At 48.7% G+C, this 22,214-nt stretch carries 22 protein-coding genes; 15 read left to right on the plus strand and 7 right to left on the minus strand.

Going from position 1 to position 22,214, the window contains the following annotated elements; translation table 11 throughout:
• The first annotated feature begins 40 nt into the window (after positions 1–40).
• The 6 genes from QFZ51_RS18415 to soxC are packed head-to-tail and all read left to right on the plus strand — an operon-like array spanning position 41 to position 9,429.
• Positions 41–3,175: a SusC/RagA family TonB-linked outer membrane protein gene (locus QFZ51_RS18415; protein WP_429047845.1), complete on the plus strand. Its 3,135-nt coding sequence runs from the start codon at positions 41–43 to the stop codon at positions 3,173–3,175.
• Between the two features lie 19 nt (positions 3,176–3,194).
• Complete coding sequence (locus QFZ51_RS18420; protein WP_429047848.1) at positions 3,195–4,562, plus strand: RagB/SusD family nutrient uptake outer membrane protein; 1,368 nt, start codon at positions 3,195–3,197, stop codon at positions 4,560–4,562.
• Between the two features lie 26 nt (positions 4,563–4,588).
• Positions 4,589–5,938 (plus strand): DoxX family protein, encoded by a 1,350-nt coding sequence (locus QFZ51_RS18425; RefSeq protein ID WP_429047850.1) that lies wholly within the window; start codon positions 4,589–4,591, stop codon positions 5,936–5,938.
• Positions 5,939–5,948: 10 nt separating this feature from the next.
• Positions 5,949–7,610, plus strand: coding sequence for a hypothetical protein (locus QFZ51_RS18430; RefSeq protein WP_429047853.1), 1,662 nt, complete (start codon positions 5,949–5,951; stop codon positions 7,608–7,610).
• Between the two features lie 8 nt (positions 7,611–7,618).
• Positions 7,619–8,185 carry a c-type cytochrome gene (locus QFZ51_RS18435; protein ID WP_429047855.1) on the plus strand — a complete coding sequence of 189 codons (567 nt, stop codon included), beginning with the start codon at positions 7,619–7,621 and terminating at the stop codon, positions 8,183–8,185.
• Between the two features lie 5 nt (positions 8,186–8,190).
• Entirely contained in the window at positions 8,191–9,429 is a 1,239-nt protein-coding gene (gene soxC / locus QFZ51_RS18440) for a sulfite dehydrogenase (RefSeq protein WP_429047858.1), read from the plus strand.
• Positions 9,430–9,431: 2 nt separating this feature from the next.
• Here the strand turns inward: soxC and QFZ51_RS18445 are convergent, their stop codons facing one another.
• From QFZ51_RS18445 to QFZ51_RS18460, 4 genes are all read right to left on the minus strand, one after another.
• Positions 9,432–9,845 carry a hypothetical protein gene (locus QFZ51_RS18445; RefSeq protein ID WP_429047860.1) on the minus strand — a complete coding sequence of 138 codons (414 nt, stop codon included), beginning with the start codon at positions 9,843–9,845 and terminating at the stop codon, positions 9,432–9,434.
• A gap of 9 nt (positions 9,846–9,854) precedes the next feature.
• Complete coding sequence (locus QFZ51_RS18450; protein WP_429047862.1) at positions 9,855–10,217, minus strand: DUF1304 domain-containing protein; 363 nt, start codon at positions 10,215–10,217, stop codon at positions 9,855–9,857.
• A 28-nt stretch (positions 10,218–10,245) separates the two neighbouring features.
• Positions 10,246–10,629 (minus strand): DUF2809 domain-containing protein, encoded by a 384-nt coding sequence (locus QFZ51_RS18455; RefSeq protein ID WP_429047865.1) that lies wholly within the window; start codon positions 10,627–10,629, stop codon positions 10,246–10,248.
• Between the two features lie 111 nt (positions 10,630–10,740).
• Positions 10,741–11,061 (minus strand): KGG domain-containing protein, encoded by a 321-nt coding sequence (locus QFZ51_RS18460; protein WP_429047867.1) that lies wholly within the window; start codon positions 11,059–11,061, stop codon positions 10,741–10,743.
• A gap of 164 nt (positions 11,062–11,225) precedes the next feature.
• Here QFZ51_RS18460 and QFZ51_RS18465 point away from each other — a divergent pair, with 164 nt between their 5' ends.
• The 3 genes from QFZ51_RS18465 to QFZ51_RS18475 all read left to right on the plus strand — a co-directional run bounded on the left by QFZ51_RS18465 (position 11,226) and on the right by QFZ51_RS18475 (position 13,058).
• Positions 11,226–11,753: a DUF6496 domain-containing protein gene (locus QFZ51_RS18465; RefSeq protein ID WP_429047869.1), complete on the plus strand. Its 528-nt coding sequence runs from the start codon at positions 11,226–11,228 to the stop codon at positions 11,751–11,753.
• 107 nt (positions 11,754–11,860) lie between these two features.
• Complete coding sequence (locus QFZ51_RS18470; RefSeq protein ID WP_370913423.1) at positions 11,861–12,115, plus strand: hypothetical protein; 255 nt, start codon at positions 11,861–11,863, stop codon at positions 12,113–12,115.
• 58 nt (positions 12,116–12,173) lie between these two features.
• The gene (locus tag QFZ51_RS18475) at positions 12,174–13,058 is read left to right on the plus strand and encodes a mechanosensitive ion channel family protein (RefSeq protein ID WP_429047870.1); all 885 of its coding nucleotides are present in this window, start codon (positions 12,174–12,176) and stop codon (positions 13,056–13,058) included.
• On the opposite strand, the gene QFZ51_RS18480 is transcribed toward QFZ51_RS18475, so the two are convergent.
• A complete protein-coding gene (locus QFZ51_RS18480) occupies positions 13,055–14,185 on the minus strand; it encodes a histidine decarboxylase (protein WP_429047871.1) in 1,131 nt (376 codons plus the stop codon). The genes QFZ51_RS18475 and QFZ51_RS18480 overlap by 4 nt on opposite strands.
• 167 nt (positions 14,186–14,352) lie before the next feature.
• Between QFZ51_RS18480 and QFZ51_RS18485 the strand changes: the two genes are divergently transcribed.
• A complete protein-coding gene (locus tag QFZ51_RS18485; protein WP_429047873.1) occupies positions 14,353–14,817 on the plus strand; it encodes an Lrp/AsnC family transcriptional regulator in 465 nt (154 codons plus the stop codon).
• Here QFZ51_RS18485 and QFZ51_RS18490 read toward each other — a convergent pair whose 3' ends face one another.
• Complete coding sequence (locus QFZ51_RS18490) at positions 14,818–16,785, minus strand: tetratricopeptide repeat-containing sensor histidine kinase (protein WP_429047875.1); 1,968 nt, start codon at positions 16,783–16,785, stop codon at positions 14,818–14,820. It lies immediately after the preceding gene.
• Positions 16,786–17,028: 243 nt separating this feature from the next.
• On the opposite strand from QFZ51_RS18490, the gene QFZ51_RS18495 reads away from it, so the two are divergent.
• From QFZ51_RS18495 to QFZ51_RS18505, 3 genes are all read left to right on the plus strand, one after another.
• The gene (locus QFZ51_RS18495) at positions 17,029–17,307 is read left to right on the plus strand and encodes a SelT/SelW/SelH family protein (protein ID WP_429047877.1); all 279 of its coding nucleotides are present in this window, start codon (positions 17,029–17,031) and stop codon (positions 17,305–17,307) included.
• A gap of 267 nt (positions 17,308–17,574) precedes the next feature.
• Positions 17,575–18,762, plus strand: coding sequence for a hypothetical protein (locus QFZ51_RS18500; RefSeq protein ID WP_429047879.1), 1,188 nt, complete (start codon positions 17,575–17,577; stop codon positions 18,760–18,762).
• Positions 18,763–18,843: 81 nt separating this feature from the next.
• Positions 18,844–19,860: an outer membrane beta-barrel protein gene (locus QFZ51_RS18505; protein WP_429047880.1), complete on the plus strand. Its 1,017-nt coding sequence runs from the start codon at positions 18,844–18,846 to the stop codon at positions 19,858–19,860.
• 45 nt (positions 19,861–19,905) lie between these two features.
• Here the strand turns inward: QFZ51_RS18505 and QFZ51_RS18510 are convergent, their stop codons facing one another.
• Positions 19,906–20,853 carry an aldo/keto reductase gene (locus tag QFZ51_RS18510; RefSeq protein WP_429047882.1) on the minus strand — a complete coding sequence of 316 codons (948 nt, stop codon included), beginning with the start codon at positions 20,851–20,853 and terminating at the stop codon, positions 19,906–19,908.
• Between the two features lie 80 nt (positions 20,854–20,933).
• Between QFZ51_RS18510 and QFZ51_RS18515 the strand changes: the two genes are divergently transcribed.
• Entirely contained in the window at positions 20,934–21,752 is an 819-nt protein-coding gene (locus tag QFZ51_RS18515) for a DUF6630 family protein (RefSeq protein ID WP_429047883.1), read from the plus strand.
• An 86-nt stretch (positions 21,753–21,838) separates the two neighbouring features.
• Positions 21,839–22,195 carry a hypothetical protein gene (locus QFZ51_RS18520; protein ID WP_429047885.1) on the plus strand — a complete coding sequence of 119 codons (357 nt, stop codon included), beginning with the start codon at positions 21,839–21,841 and terminating at the stop codon, positions 22,193–22,195.
• The last annotated feature ends 19 nt before the right edge of the window (positions 22,196–22,214 follow it).

Genomic DNA, 22,214 nt, shown 5'->3' on the forward strand with positions numbered 1-22,214 from the left:
GCTTTCACCGGCCTCATTTTTTCATACCAAAGTAAAGATAATGAAAATTGCTATTGCATGCAGCTGCGGGCTGCTGCTGGCGGCTACCGCATGGTCGCAGGAATTGCGCGCACCTCACAGCGCAGATACCACCAAACCTGTACACAGGAACATTGTTCAAAACAACATTTCACTTTCAGGACGGATTATCGACGCCAAATCACAGCAACCTATCGCCGGCGCTATTGTGCATATCAAAGGCACCACCCATGAGGTGCAAAGCAGCGCTAACGGGGAATTCGCCTTCCTCACCGGTCAGAAAGTGCCGGTCATCTACCAGATCTCTTCCCTGGGTTATAAACTCAGAGAAGTATATGCCGATAAATCCAATGCAGGCAATATCGCCCTGGAAGAGCTCAGTACACAATTGAACGACGTGGTGGTAGTAGGTTATGGTACACAGAAAAGAAGGGACCTTACCAGCGCCATCTCCTCCGTAAAAGGCAGCGACGTGGTAACGGTGCCGGTAGCCAGCTTCGACGCACAGCTGCAGGGCAGGGCCGCAGGGGTGCAAATTAATTCCAATACCGGTGTTCCCGGCGATGGCGTATTTGTAAGGGTACGCGGTACTACCTCCATCAACGCCGATAATGACCCGCTCTATATCATCGACGGTGTATTTATGAATAACTCCAGCCTGCAAACGGTGAATACCGGCGGCCGCTCGAGCTCCCCGCTGGCAGATATCAATCCTGCTGATATTGAAAATATAGAGGTATTGAAAGATGCCAGCGCAACAGCCATTTATGGCTCCCGGGGCGCCAACGGCGTAGTGATCGTTACTACCCGCCGCGGCAACTATAACAGCAAAGCAAAAGTAACGGCAGATGTATCGGCTGGTGTAGCCTGGGCGCCCAAAATGTGGGACCTCACCACCGGCCCGGAACATGCTACGCTGGTCAATGAGTTTTACCGCAACTCCCTGGCCGACGCCACGGCTCTCAGCGACAAAGCAGGCATCACCAAATACAGCTACCAGCCCTTCCGCGCGCTGACGGACAATCCGGATAAATCGCCTGCACCCAGGGGATTGCCGCAGGATCAGCAAACCTACGACCGCCTCGGGGAAATTTTTCAGACAGCCCCGCTACAGAATTATAACCTGTCCCTTTCCGGTGGTAACCGTGAAACCAAGTATTATTTCGGCGGCGGCTATTCCAAACAGGAATCTATCCTCCGGCCCATCTCCTTTGAAAGGGCCAGCTTTAAACTGAACATCGATCAACGGGTGAATGACAAGGTAACCATCGGGTCCAGCAACAGCTTCTCCCGCAGCTTCCGCAGCCAGGGCCGCGCTGGCGATGGCCCGCAGGGTGGCCTGTTGCAGGCAGCCTTGCATACGCCCACCTATCTCCCGGAAACAAATCCCGACGGTACACCGGCACGGTGGGCAGGCTTTGATAACGTACAAGTACTCATCGATAACTACGACGTACACACCACAAGCCTCCGTTATATCGGAAACCTTTACCTCGATGCCACACTGCTGCCGGACCTGAAGTTTCACAGCAACATCAGCATCGATTACAATAACTATAACGAATCCGAATACTGGAATAACCTCACCCAGCTGGGCGCCAGTCCCACCAACGGTTTGGCCACTTCCGCCATTACACAAAACACCTCCTGGATCAATGAACAAACACTTACCTGGCGCAAACATGCAGGAGAAAAACATTTCTTCGGCGTACTGGTAGGCAACACCATCCAGAGTAATACGGAAACATTAACCTCTGCACAGGGAACCGGCTTCCCTAACAATTCTTATAAATATATTTCTGCGGCCGCAACCCGCACCGCTGCGCAAACATGGACCCGCAGCACATTGTCGTCGTTCTTCTCCAGGATCGATTACAACTATGCAGGTAAATATTATTTTGAAGCAAGCATCCGCGCAGACGGCTCCTCCAAATTCGGCGACAACTATAAATGGGGATACTTCCCCTCTGTAAGTGCATCCTGGCGGCTCAAGGAAGAAAACTTCCTGAAGTCGGTGAACAGCATCAGCGATCTGAAAGTACGCGCCAGCTACGGCATCACGGGGAATCAATCCGGCATCAGCAACTTCGCGGCAAAAGGGCTGTGGTCCGGCGGTGCAGGCTACCCCGACAACAGTACCGGCGATCAGCCAGGCACCGCACCCCTGCAGTTGCCAAACCCCGACCTACGCTGGGAGAAAACCAGCCAGTTCAATGGCGGACTGGATCTCGGATTACTCAACGGCCGTATCAATATCACTGCAGATGTATACTACAAATACACCAGCGATGTACTGCTGCAACTGCCTAAAGCAGGCGTTTCGGGCTTTACGTCGATCTATAGCAATGCCGGTGAAATCAGTAATAAAGGGTATGAAATCGGGATCAATACAACTAATATCAGTACCCGTAATTTCACCTGGACAAGCAGCCTGAATATTGCCGGCAATACCAACCGCATTGAAAAACTGCCAACGCCGATATACCAGTATAACCGCGACTGGATCATCATGCAGGAAGGTTCACCCATGTACTCTTTCTGGCTGTACAACCAGCTGGGCGTGGATCCGCAAACCGGTAACGCGATCTTTGAAGGCGAGAAAGATGGCAAGCTGCCGGTATCTGCCCGCAAAGTAATGGGCAACGCCATGCCGAAATTTTATGGGGGCTTCAGCAATACCGTTTCCTATAAAGGTTTTGACCTGAGTGTATTGTTATCCTTCCAGTATGGCAACGACGTATACAACCTGAACAAATTTTTCGGAGAAGGAGGAGGCACCCGCGATGCCAACCGCGTGTTATTTGCGGATCAGCTCAACCGCTGGCAGAAACCCGGCGACATCACCAATGTACCGCGCCTCACCGCTTATGGTCTCAACTACACCATCGATCAGAACAACCGCTTCCTGGAAGATGGTTCTTTCCTGCGGCTTAAATCACTCACTGTAGGATATACCATTCCTAAGTCTGTCAGTGAAAAACTGCATATCCAGCTACTGCGTGTATACTTCATCGGTAGTAACCTCTGGCTGCTGACCAAATACACGGGGCTGGACCCGGAATCAAACGTAACGGGTATACAAACCGTACAGGGACTGGATCTTGGCACGCCGCCGCAACCACGCAGCGTGCAGTTTGGCTTAAACGTAACTCTTTAAACGCTCTTAATTCTCCTGTATGAAAGCATATCGGAAATATATATCGCTCTTCTTTCTTTCGCTGACAGCCTTGTCATGCAAGAAATTTCTCGACGTGGAACCACGGGACAGTGTGTCTGACGAACAAACGATCATTGATAAAACATCCGCCACTACGGCTTTGCGTGGTGTGTACAGGAAGCTGGGCAGCGACGGTTACTACGGCGCTTTGTTCCAGACCTTCGGCTACCTGTCCGGCGATAATGTGCAGTGGACCGGCTCCCAGTCGGTTATACAGCAGTTTATTACCCATAAAATAAATGCGGACAATGGTAACCTGCAAACGGTGTGGGCGGCTATTTATGCTACCATCAACGGCGCCAACAACGTGATTGCAAAAGTACCCGGCCTGCAGGACGCTACTTTTTCGGATACGGAAAAGAACCAGGCAGTAGGAGAGGCGTACTTTATCCGCGCCCTGAGCTACTTTGATCTTGCCCGCACCTGGGGAAATGTGCAAATAACGTTAACGCCTACACTCAATGCTTCCGATAAGCTGGATGTAAAAGGCAGCACACAGGCGCAGGTATACCAGCAGGTGCTAAGCGATCTGAATGCGGCCGACTCGCTGCTGCAACCGCCGTCTCAAACAGGCGCGCCTAACCCCGTGAGGGTAAACCAGCAAACCGCCTGGGCGCTGAAAGCACGCTACTATCTGTACCAGTCGGACTGGACCCAGGCAGAAGCCTATGCCACCAAAGTAATTAGCGACACAAGAAGCTATACGCTGCTCAAGCCTTACAGCGCCTTCTTTTCCCCGGCCAGCGCCGTGGCTACAAAGGAATCGGTATTTGAGCTGTCGTACAGCGCTACCTACCTGAGCGGCCACCGCAACTACTGGCAACCGCCGGCCAACGGTGGTACGCGGCAATGGGCGCCATCAGATGCGTTTATCACGCTGGTAAATGATCCGAAAACAGGCGGCAACCGCAACGCACTGGTAGCTAAAACCTCTGCCGGTTTGTGGTATGGCACCCTTTATTACAGAAGCCCCGCCACCGATCCGGCTTATGTGATCCGCATAGCAGAACTCTACCTGATCCGCGCGGAAGCACGCGCCCAACAGGATAAACCAGATCTGGCCCGCGAAGACCTCAACGTTATCCGCGATAGGGCCGGGCTCTCACCCGTGAATGAACTGATTGCTAAGAATGACCTGCTGCTGGCCATTGAAAACGAACGGAGAATAGAATTCGCATTGGAGCCTCACCGCTGGTTCGACCTGGTACGCACTAAACGCGCCGGCGCCGTGTTGAATATCACGAATCCCCAGCTGTATGTATTTCCGATCCCGGCCAACGAAGTCACCTTATCGAACGGCAATCTGAAACAGAATGATGGTTACTGATCTTATCACCTTATAACAAATCACCAATGAGTAATGTCACAATAGGGGAAACACCCGCCTGGAAAGACTATGAAAAAATTGGGTTCAGGGTAATCTTTATTTACTTCGTGTTGCAGGCGTTGCCGCTCGACTGGAAGTTTTACAGTTACCTTTTTTCTACCCCCATTTTTAACCTTCATTATGAAGATATCTTTAACCTGGCCAATTATGCTACGCGCTTCAGCGCGGGGCCTGCTACCTATGCCGACTGGGGCATACTGCTGATCATTGCAGTAGCGGGCGCCGTTGTATGGACTTACGCCGATGGCCAACGGACACGCACCTACGACGCAGCCTTTTACTGGCTGCGCGTGATTCTCCGGTACCGGCTGGCACTGGCACTGCTGGCCTATGGCTTCCTGAAGCTGTACGCATTGCAGGCGCCATATCCCTCGCTGAGCAGCCTGAATACACCGTACGGCGATTTTAACCGCTGGAAGTTGTTTTCTCTCAGTCTTGGCATCGTTCCTTCCTATGAACTATTCCTCGGCGGTGTGGAAATATTTTTAGCGGTATTGTTACTGATCCGTAAAACCGCATCTGTAGGCGCTTTCATGTTCCTCATCTTTTGTGGTAATGTCTTTATGTCCAACCTGGCATACGAAGGCGGCGACCAGGTATACAGCCTGCTGCTGATCACCTACGCCTTTTTTATCTTCAGCTTCGATCTGCAGCGGATTGTCCGTCTGCTCATTCTCCAAAAACCTACAGCAGCAGCTACGTTTAAACCGGCGTTTGAAGGCATCCGTAAAAACGGCAGGTGGATCCTGAAAACAGCTTTCCTGCTTTTCTTTGTGGTGATTTATGGTGTGAAAACAGGTGTGGGCGCAAAATACGATCCCTATCAATATCCCACCACCAAAGGGTTACCGGCTATCAGCGGGTTATATAATGTGGCCACGTTTATTGTTAATGGCGATACACTTGCTTATTCTTTAACAGATTCCCTTCGCTGGCGCAATGTGGTGTTTGAAGAATGGAACACCATCAGCATCCGCACCAACAAACCGGCATTGGTAGATTCCAATAATCAGCACCTGGTGAAACGTGATAACGCGGAAAGGCTATACGAAATAGAAGGTACCAGCGGCAGGCATTACTACAGTTACGCCGCCGATACTACGCAACACCTGCTTACCCTGCAAAACAGGCACCCCAGGCTGTCGGCGGAAACCTTGTCGCTGCACTACTCGCGGCCGGATAACAACAGGGTGATACTCACGGGAACCACCTACAGCAGGGATTCTATCTATGTAGTACTGGAAAAAGTAAATAAGAAATACCTGTTGGAAGAAGTGGCAAACGGAGGAGGACGAAACAGGAAGTTAAAACTTTAAACCAATTATCATGGCTCATAACACACAAACATTATCAGATGAACCCGTGATCAGGGATACGGCCCCGGTGGCGTTGCCGGCTGTCAGTGCACCTTTGTCGCAGCTGCCGGCCTGGAAAGAATACCAGCTGGTACTATTCCGCATCGCCTTTATTTTTTTCATTGCGTTATCGGTTCCCAATAGCGTGGAGTGGTACCAGCAACTGGTGCAGCTTGACTGGACGCAGTTGAACTACCGCGACTTGTATGATATTGCGCGCTTTGGCTCCGGGATTAATTTCCTTGGCAACACCATCTTCGGCAGTTCCCTGCTGGGCTATGCCAACTGGATCACTACGGCGTTAATAGCTACAGCCGGCGGTCTTGTGTGGACTGGCATCGTAAAAGCCCGCAAGCTGCCGCGTAAAGAATATTATACCGCGTGGTACTGGCTGCGGGTGGTTGTAAGATACCGTGCGGGTATCGGTATCATCGGCTTTGGGTTTACCAAGCTGTTACCGGTACAAATGCCGTATCCATCTTTCGGTATTTTAAATACCAACTTCGGGGATCTTACTGCGCAGAAAATTTATTGGTTGTCTATCGGTATTGTACCCTGGTACCAGGTGTTTGCGGGCGTGGTGGAAGTAACGGCAGGCGCACTTTTATTTTTCCGTAAAACGACTACGCTGGGTGCTGTTTTGTTGTTTGCCGCGTTGGGAGATATCGTGTACGTGAACTTTGCCTACGATGGTGGCGTGCATGTATACAGCAGTTATTTCGTACTGCTGGCGGCGTTACTGTTAGTAAATGATGTGCCTAAAATTTATCGTTTGCTGGTGCAGGAGCGTTTCACGGTGCCGGTAAATTATTATCCCGTTTTTCCGGAGAGATGGCAACGCTATACCCGCATAGGGCTGAAATCAGCTACCATCTTCCTTTTCCTGGGAGTGCTTTTTTATCTGCAGCTGATCAATTTCCTGTATGATCCTTACAAACAACCATCGGTGGCGGGCGTAAAGGAATTACGTGGCAACTACCAGGTAACGGAATTCCGGTTAAATGAACAGGTGATCCCGTATTCGCCGCTCGATACGGTTCGCTGGCAGGAAGCCACGTTTGAGAACTGGTCTACTTTTACTTACCGCGTTAATAAGCCGCACCCGCTGGATCTGTCCAATGGCGGCGGCGACCCGCAGCGCGATGTGAACCGCACCTTTGAAATAACCGGTCTCGCCGGCGGTCAGCGGGCTTTCCATTATTATGCAGATGAAGTAAATAAAGTACTTTACCTCGAAGATAAATATAAGCCCATTCCGGACAGGCGTAACCGCACCGCTGGTGTAGGCGGTGATGGTGGCGTGGTAGTGGATAAGGCGGCGGAAAAGGCAGCGCGTGAAGAAGCGGCCAAATCTGCGAAGGACTGGATTCCGGCGGCAGCACGTAAAAATATAGGTGATGAATCATTAAAGATAGCCCCCATTGCATTGTCTGCCCGGAGGGCAAAAGATTATGCTGCCGCACCTGCCTGGGAAAACCGGAAACGCTTTACGGTGAAATATTCCACCAGCGATGGTTCGCATGTGGTACTCACCGGCGTGGACGAAAACAAGAACAACATTTACGTGGTGCTGGATCGCATCAACAGGGAGTATACGTTGACACCCAGCACCTTGCAGGCAGGAAAATACTAAGAAGCGCTATGTTGATAAAACGAACCAACTGTTACCGGGTGGCTGTTGTAATGGTGTTGGGTATGCTGGCTTGCCATACCAACACCCGGCCACCGGTACCGGGTTGGCCGGAACATTTTGGATTTGGGAAAACAGCCACCCGCCGGCAAATCGATTCGCTGAACATCTCCATTGCTCCAGATGGCAAGGGGCTGCCCGCCGGCAGTGGCAATGCAGCAACAGGCAGGGTGATCTACCTGGCCAAATGCGCTTCCTGTCATGGTGAAACCGGCGCTGAGCCCACGGCCAACCGGCTGGTGGCTACGCTCAGCGATACGGTGCGCACAAAAACCATCGGCAACTACTGGCCTTATGCTACCACGGTATTTGATTATATCCGCCGCGCTATGCCCTTTAATACACCGGGATCGCTCACGAATGAAGAAGTGTATAGCCTTACCGCCTTCCTGCTGTATCGCAACGATATCATCGACAGCACCCTGCAACTGGATGCAACAAACCTGTCTCATATTGTAATGCCCGCAAAAAAATATTATGTGAACGACGACCGTCGTGGTGGCAACGAAGTAAAATGAATATTATGTCAGGGGAAGACAACAAGATACCTAGAAGGACAATACTGAGAGCAGCGGCGGTTTCCGCTGCTGCGGCACTAATGGGCGCTTCCAGGGTGCAGCGTGGTACCGGCAGCATCAGCACGGGAAAGGATACTATTGACACAGATCCTACCAAAATTACCGGCACACTTCCGGGCAAACTCGGAACGCGCTCACCATTTGAGCAGCCGCTGAAAAAGCCCTCCGATATTTCTTCCCGCACGCCGCTGCAGGATTTGTATGGCATTATCACTCCGTCGGACCTACATTTTGAAAGAAGTCATGCCGGCGTGCCACTCATTCACCCTGATAAGTACGAATTGCTGATTCACGGTATGGTGGAGCGGCCTATGATCTTTACTTTACGCGATTTAAAGCGTTTCCCGGCCACATCGCGCATCGCCTTTATTGAGTGCTCAGGGAACTTCAGATCGGGCAAGGAAACCATGACGCCGCAGGAAATTTGTGGCCTCACGAGTCAGAGTGAGTGGACCGGTGTAATGCTGTCCACCCTTTTCCGTGAAGTGGGCGTGCATCCAAAGGCTACCTGGTTCCTGGCAGAGGGGTCCGATGCTGCAGTAATGACCCGCAGCATCCCGGTGGAAAAGGGCTGGAAAGACGCCATGATCGCCTACGGGCAGAATGGGGAGGCCATTCGCCCGGAACAGGGCTATCCCGCGCGTTTATTCCTGCCGGGATGGGAAGGAAATACCAACATAAAGTGGATCCGGCGTATTGAATTGTCGGACCAACCCTTTATGACGCGTGAAGAAACTTCCAAATACACAGAAACCATCCGGGATCATAAGATCCGGCAATTCAGCTTCGATATGGATGCCCGGTCTATCATTACCTATCCGTCGTTTCCGCAGCAGGTGGAAAAGGGCTGGATAGAAATAAGAGGCATTGCCTGGAGCGGCCGCGGAAAAATTGATAGCGTGGAAATCAGCACCGATGCAGGGAAGCATTGGTCAAAAGCAGTGTTGCAGGAACCGGTAATGGACAAAGCACACACCTATTTTCGCCATCTCTGGTACTGGGACGGGCAAGCCACAGAGATCATGAGTCTCGCTACAGACGACACGGGCTATCGCCAGCCTTCATTAAAGCAACTGATACAGGCGCGTGGAACAGACATGGGAGGATATCATGTGAACCCGGTTACCGCATGGGTAATAAAAAGAGATGGCACCGTGTTGTTTAAACCGGAAAAGTGGAAGTGAGTTTATTCGAATAAGGTCAGCTCATCGCGGGTAACTGCGTGAAAAAGATTTTGTAACTGGTGCACATGTACAATGGCACGGCCATATGGCACCAGTCCTTCTGCGGCATCTGTAAGTGGCTGAAACACTTCGTTTTCATGCCTGATATGCACACTGTGCAGCCGGTTATATTTCAGGGAATATACATTTTCATCTTCGCCGTAGTCGGGATCTCCTTTGATAAATCCAAATCTCAGCAGCAGGTCCACATCCAGCACCATCGGGTTTACCTTTGCATAGGGCAGTTTGCTGAGCGGCAGTCCTGAGTTATAGACAAAGCCTTGTAAGACGCCTTCTACTACAAAGGCTGTTTCTTCCATGTTATAATCAAAGTAAGATACATAGTTGCCTATCCGTATGTCTGATTCTTCTATCATATTTTTATCTTAATAAAATATAATCAGCAACAAGGTGATCAACGCCGGTAACGCCTGTACGAAAAAGATCTTTTTACTGGCGGTAAGCGCTCCATATATACCGGCAACAGTTACACAGCTTAAAAAGAAAGTGGCCACATGCAAGCTCCACACCGGGTCGGAGATAAAGAAGGTCCAGGCCAGGCCGGCTGCCAGGAAACCGTTGTATAGGCCCTGGTTGGCTGCCAGTGCTTTGGTAGGGACAAACAATTCCCGGGGCAGTTGCTTGAATATTTTAGGTCCCCTGCTGGTCCAGGCAAACATTTCAAACCAAAGGATATAAAGATGTTCCAGCATTACAAAAGCAACCAATATTTTGATGGCGACCAGCATAGTGTTGAGGTTTATAAATAAATATAGGTCAAATTATTCTTTCTGCAAGCCAGGCAATGGCCAGCGCCAGCAGGGTGCCTGCGGCATAACATACACAATCGCTCCACAGGAATCCATGTCCCAGCAGGATACCGGCAGGTGTGTTACGGAACTTTACTGCCCATTCTGCCTGGTACAGCTGCTGTATTTCTATCAGCAGGCAAACCACGTAGTTGCTGATGCTAATTTTCCACAGGGGAGTAACCGGGAACAGGAACCGGATGCCAAAAAAGATACAGGTGGCAGATAACACATCTCCTCCATATATGCGTATGATGTCGGGAAAATATTGAGGTGCCCACCTGGTGGCGAGTCCTAAAGGGATATTCAGTAAAATAAGGAAAAAGTAAATCCAGCGCCTTTTTGCTACCATAGGTTCAAAAAGCGGTAAATATAGCAAAGAAAACCGGAATATGAGGATGGGTCAGGAGAGAGAAAAAGGGACCTGCGGCCCCTTATACGATGCAATAACCCGGTGGTCGGGTTATTGCTGATTATCACTTTCAACGCTACTTTTCTTTTTTCCGCGGTTGGTTCCGCCTTTACGGCCAATAGCGGCCATGTGTTCACGATTTCTGCTAACGGCTTCACCGCCTTTTTTACCTGCAGCACGGGCTTCCTCAGAAGTGAATTTGTGGGCAACACCTTGCTGGTGTGCAGCTTTTCCTCCTTCTCTTGAAATGGCACGTTGCTGTTCAGGGTCCATAGAAGCGAATCCGCGTTTACTGTGTTTACTCTTCTGATCAGAGTTCTTTTCCGAAACATGGTTAACCGGTGTGGCAGTTTGATATCTGATGTCTTCCATAATCCTGAGGTTTTTTTTAGTGATAGTAGTTAAACATTTACGCTAACCCGGAACAAGATATGTGCCATCACGGGTTAGCCACGATGGTAGCGGATTTGAGGCACATGGGGATGTGAAATGGGGCAATACATTCCACAATCCATAGAATTTTCCACACACTTTTATTGTCTGTTCTACAGTTTTTAATCGGGAACTCTCTCATTTTCCGTGGCTTATATTTTGTTTTTGCAACCATGTCATTTCTTTTCTTAACCCATCTAAATTTTTTTGTTATGGCAAAATATTCAAAAGAATCCCAGCACAAAGTAGAGAAAAGTATGCACGAAATGCATGAAGGAAAACTGAAGAGCGGAAGAAGCAAAAAGAAAGTTACGAATCCTAAGCAAGCTATCGCAATAGGCTTATCCGAAGCCCGCGAAGAAGGAGCGAAGGTGCCTAAAAAAGCAGCGGCAAAAAAATCCACTACCAGGAAGTCCACTGCAAAAAAAGCAGCACCCAAAAAAGCGGCAGCGAAAAAATCTACCGCAAAAAAATCTACCGCAAAAAAAGCGGCGCCTAGAAAAGCAGCAGCGAAAAAATCTACCGGAAGAAAAACAGCTGCTAAAAAAACAACGGCCAGAAAATCTACCGCAAAAAAAGCAGCGCCTAAAAGAAAGTCAGCCGCGCGTAAAAAATCAGCAGCAACCGCATAAGTAAAGGGTTTTCAGGATCGTTTTATCCGTTTAATATATACAAAAAGACCGGTGACTGGATAGCACCGGTCTTTTTTTATGGTATATGGCTTGCAGGATTATGAAGTATGGAAAAACACAGCATTACTGTGATCATTAGAGGTAAACCCTACGGGTTGGTTATTACAATCGACAAGGGCGCTCTGGAAACAGCATTTCAAGTGATTCCTGATGTGAGCGAACATGTGCTCGATGAATTTGAACCCCACGGTACAGCCTTTATTGCTGATCACGAAGATACCCTTGAGGGAAGCATCCGCACGGTAGAAACCGAACAGATTGCCCGTATTATCTGGGAAGATATTCTGGATAAAATGAAATAAGGCTTTGTTGCTTCACTACTACGGTTGTACCTTCGCAGCAAAGCGAGTATGAATTGCTATGATGGTAACCGATAAAACCTATAAGAACGCTAATCGCAGGGAAAGGATCATATTCCTCGTAAAACTGCTGGTATATCTGGGCATTGTTTATTTTAACCTTGAACACCCTGCCGTATATGATAAATTTACATGGCTGTTTAAGCTTACCAATGCACTCTCTTTTTTCCTGGGAGCCAACCTCGTTATCTCCCTGGCCTGGCTGGTAATCCTCTCGTGGTATACCCGCCGACGCAACAGGCAGCGGCCTATCGAAAAAGACAATTTCATTCTCGGCATCAACCGCATTTCCTCCGTATTAAATACTATTTTTCTCCTGCTCGCCATCACCTTCTTTTTTGGCGTAAATCCCCTGAAATTTGTCACCAGCATCACTATCGTGGCAGCAGCCATTGCCCTGATCACGAAAGATTATATCGCCAATATGATCAATGGACTCATCATTATGTTCTCCGATCAGTTGTCGCTCGGCGACCACATACGCATTGGCGATATCAAAGGAAGGGTGATGGATATTACCCTCATCAACCTGGTATTGCAGAACGACGACGATGATATTGTTATTATTCCTAATTCGGTAGTGTTTACGTCGGTTGTACTGAACCAGTCCAAACAAAATATCCGTAAACTCACCATCGAGTTTGAACTGGATCATAAGCATCCGTTTACCATCCGCGGCCTGGAAGACCGACTGAAGCAAGCCATCGACGCGTATTCCCGCAGCTATACCCCCGAAAGCTTCTCCTTGAAAACAATGGAGATCAAAAAAGATTTTGTACAGTTTAAAGTACAACTGCTGATGCCGCAAACCAATAAGGAAGTTGAACGCCTCATCAGGCGGGCGCTCAACACAGAAATCATGGCCATCGCCGAAGGTGTGAGCTAAACCAGTACCATCGCTTCCACAAAGCTTTCCACAAACTGATCTATCTGCGCCCTACTTACATTAGGCATACAGATGATATGCGAACAGCCGCTTTCTGAAGCCAGCTGCCACTTCCGGCGGATGCTTCCGGGAGGATCCGGAAACACCACCGTAATAGCATCGGGGTTGCGCCACGCCGGAATGCCGTTTTCGTTGAGGCGATCCACTGCGTAAGCGGCTACTGTTAAACTGTGCCTGGCCCTTTCCCGCAAACCTTCCACGCCCAGGCTTTTCAGTGCATACCACAGGAATAACGGACTATGGCCGTTTCTTGAACCGGTAATGGTGGTGTCCATACTGCCGATATACGCCACCGACCGGGCAATCCTGTCGCGGTTCGATTTTCTCGCAATCACAACCCCGCAGGGAATCGGGGCGCCAATAAATTTGTGGCCGCTGATGGCAATGCTGTCTGCTCCATCCGCAAAATCAAATGCGGGTCTCGGCTCCAGGAAAGCGCTGTAGCTGCCGGACAACGCCCCATCAGCATGAATATAATGATGGCGTATGGCCAGGTTCTTCAGTATATCTTTGATTCGCTTTACATCATCCCGCGCTTCCGTCATGGTGGTACCGATGTTCGCCAGCATAATCACCGGCAGATGCCTGTTCATACGGATGGTGTTTTCCAGGTCGTTATAATCTATTTCCCCGTTCGGCAATGTGCGGATAATAATCCCCGGCATATTGAGCAGGTGCAGGTTCTTCTGCACACTGTAATGAGTAGCCTCGGAATAATACACCATTCCTTTGGGATATAATTCCCGCGCGAGATACAGGCCGTATAAATTGCCCTCGGAACCTCCGTTGGTAACATACCCCCACCAGTCGTCTTCCGGCGCACGGAAAAGGCCGGCAAAGAAGGAAACCACGAATTTCTCCATCTCCCTGGATCCCACGGCGTAAGTGGCCGGCACAAAAGGATCACCCAGGTTATTTAACGGATATTGTAAAAAGGGCAGGAGTGGACTATAATCAAAATCTTTGGACACAGGATATCCCAGGAAATCCCTGGTACGCGTTTGTACCTGCGCTAACAGTTCATTCAGCGCTGCAGCATCTGCTGCGGCCAGCCGGTACTCTTTCATAATCGTATTTTACAGGTGTATGATGCTGTAAAAGTACATATTGGTAATTCTGATTGAACTGGAATAGAGATTGAATTAGAAAATATATACTACTTTTAAGTCTTTGTAAGATAAATAGCACTACCGGGCAACCGCCGGACATCTTTTAAAAGAAAAATATAACTGCCATGGATACACTGGATAAAACAGACCGGAAAATACTGGACGCCCTCCAGGCCGATGCACGTCTGAACACCAAAGAAATTGCACACCGTATAGGGCTCTCCGTTACTCCCACCTACGAACGGCTGAAGAAAATAGAAAAAAGCGGGGTGATCAAAAGCTATGTAACCCTGCTGCATGGCGATAAAGCAGGCAAAACGCTCGCGGCATATTGTAATGTATCATTGCAGTTGCATTCACAGCCGCTGATAAAGAAATTTGAAACTGCTATTGCAAAAATGGAAGAGGTGATGGAGTGTTATCATGTAGCGGGCACGTACGATTACCTGCTGAAAGTAGTGGTAAACGATATGCGCAGCTATCAGTATTTTCTGACGAATAAACTGGCGGCCATTGAAAACATCGGGCAGGTGCACAGCTCTTTTGTGATGACGGAAATCAAGCACACCACAGCTTTCCGGTTGGGATAGTTAGCGCCTCAGCACACTCACACCGCTGAGCGGATGATCCTGTACCACTACCGTATAGGCCAGCGGGTTAGTCTCCGGTTCTTCGGACAAAGGGATGGTAAACGAGAAACTGCTGCCGTTGCCGGGCATACTGTTAAACCAGATCTGTCCCTGGTTGCGTTCTACAAAGTCTTTGGAAAGATGCAGCCCCAGCCCGCAGCCTTTTTCGTTCTGGGTACCGCTGGTAGAGTAGTAGATGTTGGAGAAAATGCGGTGCTGGTTTTCCACAGGAATACCGGTACCATTGTCTTTTACCGTAATTTCCGCCTGTTCGCCGTCATGTGTGGCGGTAATCATTACTTCACCGCCGGAAGGGGTGAATTTAATGGCGTTATTGATCAGGTTACGCATTACCAGCCTGATCATATCTGGGTCGGCGTATACCATAATGCTCTTATTCAGTTCGTGCGACAGCTTCACTTCTTTCTGCCGGGCAAGGGTTTGCAACAGCTCAAATTCGCGGTTTAATAATAAGGTGACGTCAAAGTCGTCGGCTTTTACACCAATGCCTTTCATCTGGTTGCTGGCCCATTGCAGCATATTGTCCATCATATAGGCCGTATTTTTTACGTCCCTCCATAATTCGTCGGTATAAATGCGGAACTGTGCCGCATCAATTTTCTCATCTTTCAGCAAAAAGAGTAGTCCTTCCAGGATGGCCAGCGGGGAACGGAGGTCGTGCGAAATGACCGAAAATATTTTATCCTTTACCTGGTTAAGATTTTCCAGGGTGGCGTTTTGCTCCAGGATAATGCGGTTCTGCATGGATACTTCCCGGTTCTTGTTATTCAGTTCCAGATACAGTTCCTGTTGCCTTTTATAAAGCCGGTACACCATTACCGTAATCAGCAACAACGCCAGGAAAAGCGCCCCGGCCGACAGCACCAGCACCCGCTGTTGCTGAATGGTAGCGAGGTGCATGTGTTGTTCTTTCTTCAATAAAATATTTTCGCGTTGCTTCTTTTCAGATTCATATTTTTCCTGTGAGCGGGATATCAGCCGGCCTTTTTCAGCATTGAAAAAGTCGATGTTACGGTTGCTGTATTCCTTGTAACTCGCAAAGGCAGCGGCATAATCATTCCGGGCAGAATCCAGCTCATAGCGGATCTTGTAATAAATCATCTCGTTTTTTACATTACCCAGGGTATCATTTAATAACTTTGCTTTTTCCAGGTTTTTGGCAGCGCCTTTCAGATCGCCCTGCATAGTTTGAATTTCAGCCAGGTTCAGGCTCGACTTCACCACACCGGGCAAATTGCCGGCCTCCTGGTAGTAGGTATTGGAGAACTGGTGATAGCGCAGTGCATCGTTATACCGGTGCTGAAGCATCGCAACAATGCCCATGTTCTCATAGGTATAGGCCAGGCCGCGCTGATCGTGCAGTTCCAGCTTTATTTTCTCGGCCTTCTCCAGGAACAGCATAGCGGAATCTGGTATTTTCAGGGAGATATAAGCAGAGCCGATATTATTCAGGGTCTTGGCGATCTCCGTTTTTTCGTTTCTTTTCAGCTTTATAGCCAGGGCCTTTTTCAGGTAAATGAGTGCGTCCCTGGGCGTATTCAGTTCTGTGAAAATATTCCCCACATCATTATTGAGTACTCCGAGGGTGTAAGAGTCGCCGAGGACTTCTGCCAGTTTCAGGGCGTTGAGGGTCAGCTGCATCTGCTGATCCAGGTGTCCTTTGGTATTTTCCACGAGGGCAAGGTTGCGCCAGGCCCATATTTTTCCTTTGGTATAATGAAGACTGTCGCTTAACCGGAGCGCTTCGGCGCCATACTTCGCTGCAGTAGGGGCATTTATAGTAAAATAAGTCCTGGCTACCTGGTTCAGCAGGTTTACACGGGCGGTATCGTTTTGTGAATGGGAGTGTAGTACTGCCAGTAGGCTGTCGTGGATAAGCTGTTGCGCTGTTACCGCAGGCGACAGCAAAATCAGACATAATGGGATTAAAACGCTCTTCTTCAAAGGACTGGCCGGCAGCATATTTAATATTGTTGGCAGTGACAGAGTGGAGCGATTCGGGGGCGGTCCACTTTAATATAGGTTAAAATTAAAGATAATGTGCCACGATTCAAAGTAAGTTGGGAAAAAAGTGAGGAATGGGAGCATGAATTTAGTGTTATGCCCGCCATAAATCAATTAGGTTGTATCTTTCCCGAAAGATTAATAGCAATGAAACCGCTCATTACCATAGAATACTGTCCGAAATGCGGCTGGTTACTCCGGGCCGCCTATATGGCCCAGGAACTGCTGACTACCTTCACAGACGAACTGGGAGGCGTTACCCTCCGCCCCAGCGAAACAGGGGGCTCCTATATTATCTGGCTTGGCGAAGAAAAGATCTTCGACCGCAAGGAAAGCGGGCATTTCCCTGAAATAAAATTCCTCAAGCAGCTGGTAAGGGATCACGTGAGTCCTGAAAAGAGCCTCGGGCATTCGGACCGGCCGTAGCGCACGCCTTCGGCGTGGGGAAATTGTCTTGGAGCACTGATTACGCTGATTATACTGATTTCTGGATTTGATTTTTTGGGATTTTATAATGATTAGGAGAGATATATGCGGATCGCTTATATTTCTCTTAATCAGTACAAATGAAATCAAAATAAAAATCAAAAAAACAAATTCCGAAAAATCAGTATAATCAGCGTAATCAGTGCTCCAAGACAATTTCCCACGCCGAAGGCGTGCACTCCGCTAAAATCTTTACATTTGCAGCCTATGCGTAAAAACCTCCATATCACGGCTTTATCACTTTTATTAGCAATAGGCGCAAAGGCTCAGCAGGATAGCACTACCACAACCCCTTCTTCTTCACGGGAAGGGCTATACGATAGCGTATGGTTACGTAAACGGAGCTTCTTTCCATTGCCGGTGCTCGGCTACTCCCAGGAAAAAGGGCTGGAAATCGGCGCCGCCATGTTGTATTCGTTTTATACGGATAATAAGAATCCAGACAGGGCTACCCGTAACTCCACGCTCAACCTGATCCCCGCGATCACCACGGAAAGCCAGTACAAGATAGACCTGAAAGCAAATATCTGGACCCGCAGCAATACCTGGCATTTCAAAAGCAATCTCCGGTATCATAACTACCCGCTTTATTTCTTTGGTATCGGTGATACCACCCATTACGATAACCGGTCGCTGGTAAACAATAGCCGCTATAAAGTACAGGTGGAAGGGGAACGCCGCATCAGCGGACATTTTTATGCAGGCGCCTCCATATTATACCAGCACGATACCTACAGCAGCGGCGATAGTAAAGGCATTTATACCACCATGCCGCTTACCGATAAAGAAGGAGGATATGTTACCTTTCTCGGACTCACAGGTATCTTCGATAACCGCGATAATGAAAATTTTGCCCGCCGCGGTTCATGGCTGAAACTCAACCTGGCATACGCACCTTCTTTTTTAAGCAAACATCCGCTATTCAAAATAGAAGCACAAGGATCACATTTCCTGTCCATCTCCCGCAAAAGCACACTTGGCTTTAATGGCATCTTCAACAGTTTGCAGGGGAATGAACTGCCCTTTTACCTGCTGCCGGAAATGGGGAACGACCTCATCATGCGCGGCTATTACACCGGGAGATACCGCAACCAGAATTACCTGGCCGGACAAGCGGAATATCGCTATCTCGTTGATCCTAAAATGCGCATCCATATCTGGTTTGTGGATATCAAACCAAAATTTGCACTGGCAGCATTTGCCGGCACCGGTACCGTGTTCGCCAATCGTGATTTCCGTTTCGACGGATTTAAACCAAGCTATGGCGCAGGGATCCGTTACTTCTACGACGAAAATGCAAGACTCACTATTCGTATAGACTACGCCGTTGGAGAGAAGCGCAGCGGTGAATCCAGGCAAAAAGGATTGTATCTGTCTCTGGCGGAAGCGTTCTAATGCAGTGCAATGGTGATGGTTATGTGGTAATAATTTGTTAACTTTCAATAGATTAAATACCATACTCCAAAACCATTGCATATGAAAAATCTATTCCTGCTAGGAGCAGTTGCCGTGCTTTTGATTGTTACCCACAGCACCCAGGCCCAGGACAATTCCAGCACCCAATCTTCTTCACATTCCAAATTTTATCTCAAAGTTACCGGTGGATATTTTTTCAGCGTATCGCCGGGGCAGTTTCCCAATGTTGGCCCGTATCCTCCGCAGGATCTGCACACAGAGTTTAACCCGGCTTCCGGTATGGATACGATTAGCCGGAAGGTGCTCACCGGTTCTTACGGAGAAGGTTTCAGGGGAGGACTTTCCGTTGGCTATAACATCAATAAATATTTTGCGGTAGAAGGAACCTTTAATTATTTCCACAGCAAGAAAAACCTGATGACCCGTCAGCGGACTACCCTGGCCGGTTCTGGCAGGGAACTGGGACATGTGGAGTCGCATGGACATGTGAACGCAATAGATTTTGCACCCAGTCTGGTGGTAAGTCCGGGCTTTGAAAAAGTAAACCCCTATGTGCGCTTTGGTGTAATCGTTCCGTTATGGGGCCGCCTCTATATTGAAACGGATGCTACCCAGGTGTCAAGCCCCGCCGGTATTCCTACAGGTACGCAGGTAGTTACCAATATCAGCAGGAAAGAAGAAATCAAACCTAATCCTACTGTCGGTTTCCAGGGAGCATTCGGTGTATCATTTACAGTGTCACCCCGCTTTGATGTTTTCGTGGAAACGGAATACAAGAATGTGCCGGTGCGCAGTAAAGAGAAAGAAATTACTGAGTACAATGAAACCAATACCCTCATCAATGGTTCCACCGGCGCGGTGATACAATCCTTGCCAGGCCGTAATATTAACGATTTGTCGGTAGCGGAAAAGAATACGAAATACGTAACTACGCTGGATCAGGGCTCCAATACGCCGGTAAACCAGCAGGGCACCAAAGTGATTTATAAAGATGATAATAAGCCGGGCAACGACCTGAAATCCTATATCAATATCGGGGGACTGGGATTGAATGTAGGATTGAAATTTAATTTGTGATCATAAATAACATAAAAAAGGGAGGCCATTTAACCTCCTCTTTTTTTATGCACTTGCTTTGTCGAGTAACGCCACTGCTGCTGAATCCAGCTGCAGCTGCACGCCATTCATCAGTTCATGCAATTGTTCTTTACTGGTAGCACTGGCAATAGGCGCCGCCACTGCAGGGCGTGTAAGCAGCCATGCCAGCGCCACACCGGCTGGTGTAGAGTGATACTGGGCCGCTACCTGGTCCAATGCCGCCAGGATATGAAGCCCCCTTTCATTAAGATAGCTCAACGCTTTCTGGCCACGGGCGGTGCTTTTGCCCGTGTCGGCCGCCGTCCGGTATTTGCCCGTCAGGAAACCACTGGCCAGCGAATAATAATTGATCACGCTGAGATGCTGTTCTTCACAGATCTTTGCATACTGCTGCTCATATTTTTTGCGGTCGTACAGGTTGTATTCCGGTTGGAATGTTTCGTACCGCGGCCAGCCGTTTTGCTTACTGGCTTCCAGGCTTTCCAGCAGGCGGGCGGCACTCATATTGGAAGTGCCGATAGCCCTTACCTTGCCGGCTTTTATCAACGTATCATAAGCGGCCAGCGCTTCTTCCACAGGAGTGGCTTCGTTATCGAAATGCGTTTGGTAAAGGTCTATATAGTCTGTTTGCAGGCGCTTTAGGGAAGCCTCTGCGGCTTTGAGGATATAGGCCCTGGTCACATTTTTGCCTTCACCCATATCACCGCCGGCTTTGGTGGCCACCACTACTTTGTCGCGATTACCTCGGTCGCGCATCCACTTACCAATTATAGTTTCAGATTCACCTCCCGAATTGCCCGGTACCCAGCGCGAGTATACATCCGCCGTATCTATAAGGTTGAACCCATTTGCCGTAAATTCGTCCAGTAGTGAGAAAGAAGTGGATTCATTGGCCGACCAGCCGAATACATTGCCGCCAAAGGCCAGTGGGGCTACTAATAGCCCGGATTGTCCCAGTTTCCGTTTTTCCATAATAATTTTTTTATTGATACCTATCGCGGGTACATCCCGTACGTAATTTAATTACTTTTGTCTTTCACCGACTAATTTTTATGCCAGAACAGATGCCTGCTATTTCACGCGAAGATTTTAACTGGTTAACACAAACCTATGGAAAGGAGAGTGGCTACTCGCACATAGATACCAAAGAAAGTGTGGTGCATGAAATTTTTGTAGATAAGGTGCTTATTGGTACCGCCTTCCTGAACTGTGCTTCCTATGAACTTTCTTTTGATACGCCGGGACTGCACATCAGGAAAAACAGACTCGATAATTATAAGTTGCACGATAAAGCAGTGCTCATCCCAGATGAGATGAATGAGGAAGATGAAGAAGAGCTATTGCTCCGCTGGTCTGATCTCATGCACGAACTAAAGATGCTCGAAAACCTTCACGGTCTTTCAAATGCCCGCGAACCGCTGGCACAGCTGTACCTGGATATCTTTAATGAAGATGATGCGGAAGACCAGATCAGTCATTTGCCGGACATCGTGCTGCCAAATGCCACGGCCATATGGGAAGAATTATATGCTGCGCTATCCGCCACCGGCAACGTGGTGGAATTTGAGTGGCAGCAATTTGCAGAAAGCGGTATCATTGCGCTGAATGGGCTCAGGCCATTGCAACAGGCTGGTATTATGCTGAAAGCACCGGATGCAGATGATTTTGAAGCCATCATTGGCGCAGAAGATTTTGCCAAAGGCGTGCTGGATTTTGTAAATGACCAGCTGGATGAACATGAATTGAAAATAGTGGCAGCCGGTACCAGTCTGGATGAATATCAATCCTTCACCTGCCTTAATATGCAGGACTTTCGCCTCGCCAATGCCCTGTTGAAAATGGAAGAACTCTGTCTGATCTGTTTTTTTTAGGACATTAAAATCCGGTTAAAAAAATACGAGGCGCTGTCAAAGCAGGCACTTTTAAATACCTTAGTACATTCATTACAGTATACCACATGAAATTATTCCGGCATTTATTTTATGTATTGATTGCGGTGATGTTCCTGCCACAGGTGCAGGGGCAGCCCTGGAAAATACAGGTAAAAGGCACGGATAATATTCACCTGACCACCGGCATCGCCTTTAAAGCGGCGGAGAAAGCACCGCGGTTCCGCACTACGGTTAACCGGTTCAAACGCCGCCCTGTTGGTATCAACGACAGCTACGGTCACGAAAAGGTTTGTCCCCTTTTATTGTCCGCCGTTACTACCCGGTTTATTTATGTAGACAAAACCCTCAAAGGATATTATTTCAATCCTTACCTCAGCGTACCCACACCGCTAAGAAGCTGGAGAGGCCCGCCTGCCGCCTGATAACCCGTTTATCTTTTAT

Origin of the sequence: Chitinophaga sp. W3I9, from assembly GCF_050434025.1 — a bacterium.
Lineage (GTDB): Bacteria > Bacteroidota > Bacteroidia > Chitinophagales > Chitinophagaceae > Chitinophaga.

What these genes read in the sequence shown, in the direction of transcription:
- QFZ51_RS18415 (WP_429047845.1), top strand. Translation starts at nt 41, where the DNA reads ATGAAAATTGCTATTGCATGCAGCTGCGGGCTGCTGCTGGCGGCTACC.
- QFZ51_RS18420 (WP_429047848.1), top strand. Translation starts at nt 3,195, where the DNA reads ATGAAAGCATATCGGAAATATATATCGCTCTTCTTTCTTTCGCTGACA.
- QFZ51_RS18425 (WP_429047850.1), top strand. Translation starts at nt 4,589, where the DNA reads ATGAGTAATGTCACAATAGGGGAAACACCCGCCTGGAAAGACTATGAA.
- QFZ51_RS18430 (WP_429047853.1), top strand. Translation starts at nt 5,949, where the DNA reads ATGGCTCATAACACACAAACATTATCAGATGAACCCGTGATCAGGGAT.
- QFZ51_RS18435 (WP_429047855.1), top strand. Translation starts at nt 7,619, where the DNA reads ATGTTGATAAAACGAACCAACTGTTACCGGGTGGCTGTTGTAATGGTG.
- soxC (WP_429047858.1), top strand. Translation starts at nt 8,191, where the DNA reads ATGTCAGGGGAAGACAACAAGATACCTAGAAGGACAATACTGAGAGCA.
- QFZ51_RS18445 (WP_429047860.1), bottom strand. Translation starts at nt 9,845, where the DNA reads ATGATAGAAGAATCAGACATACGGATAGGCAACTATGTATCTTACTTT.
- QFZ51_RS18450 (WP_429047862.1), bottom strand. Translation starts at nt 10,217, where the DNA reads ATGCTGGTCGCCATCAAAATATTGGTTGCTTTTGTAATGCTGGAACAT.
- QFZ51_RS18455 (WP_429047865.1), bottom strand. Translation starts at nt 10,629, where the DNA reads ATGGTAGCAAAAAGGCGCTGGATTTACTTTTTCCTTATTTTACTGAAT.
- QFZ51_RS18460 (WP_429047867.1), bottom strand. Translation starts at nt 11,061, where the DNA reads ATGGAAGACATCAGATATCAAACTGCCACACCGGTTAACCATGTTTCG.
- QFZ51_RS18470 (WP_370913423.1), top strand. Translation starts at nt 11,861, where the DNA reads ATGGAAAAACACAGCATTACTGTGATCATTAGAGGTAAACCCTACGGG.
- QFZ51_RS18475 (WP_429047870.1), top strand. Translation starts at nt 12,174, where the DNA reads ATGATGGTAACCGATAAAACCTATAAGAACGCTAATCGCAGGGAAAGG.
- QFZ51_RS18480 (WP_429047871.1), bottom strand. Translation starts at nt 14,185, where the DNA reads ATGAAAGAGTACCGGCTGGCCGCAGCAGATGCTGCAGCGCTGAATGAA.
- QFZ51_RS18485 (WP_429047873.1), top strand. Translation starts at nt 14,353, where the DNA reads ATGGATACACTGGATAAAACAGACCGGAAAATACTGGACGCCCTCCAG.
- QFZ51_RS18495 (WP_429047877.1), top strand. Translation starts at nt 17,029, where the DNA reads ATGAAACCGCTCATTACCATAGAATACTGTCCGAAATGCGGCTGGTTA.
- QFZ51_RS18500 (WP_429047879.1), top strand. Translation starts at nt 17,575, where the DNA reads ATGCGTAAAAACCTCCATATCACGGCTTTATCACTTTTATTAGCAATA.
- QFZ51_RS18505 (WP_429047880.1), top strand. Translation starts at nt 18,844, where the DNA reads ATGAAAAATCTATTCCTGCTAGGAGCAGTTGCCGTGCTTTTGATTGTT.
- QFZ51_RS18510 (WP_429047882.1), bottom strand. Translation starts at nt 20,853, where the DNA reads ATGGAAAAACGGAAACTGGGACAATCCGGGCTATTAGTAGCCCCACTG.
- QFZ51_RS18515 (WP_429047883.1), top strand. Translation starts at nt 20,934, where the DNA reads ATGCCAGAACAGATGCCTGCTATTTCACGCGAAGATTTTAACTGGTTA.
- QFZ51_RS18520 (WP_429047885.1), top strand. Translation starts at nt 21,839, where the DNA reads ATGAAATTATTCCGGCATTTATTTTATGTATTGATTGCGGTGATGTTC.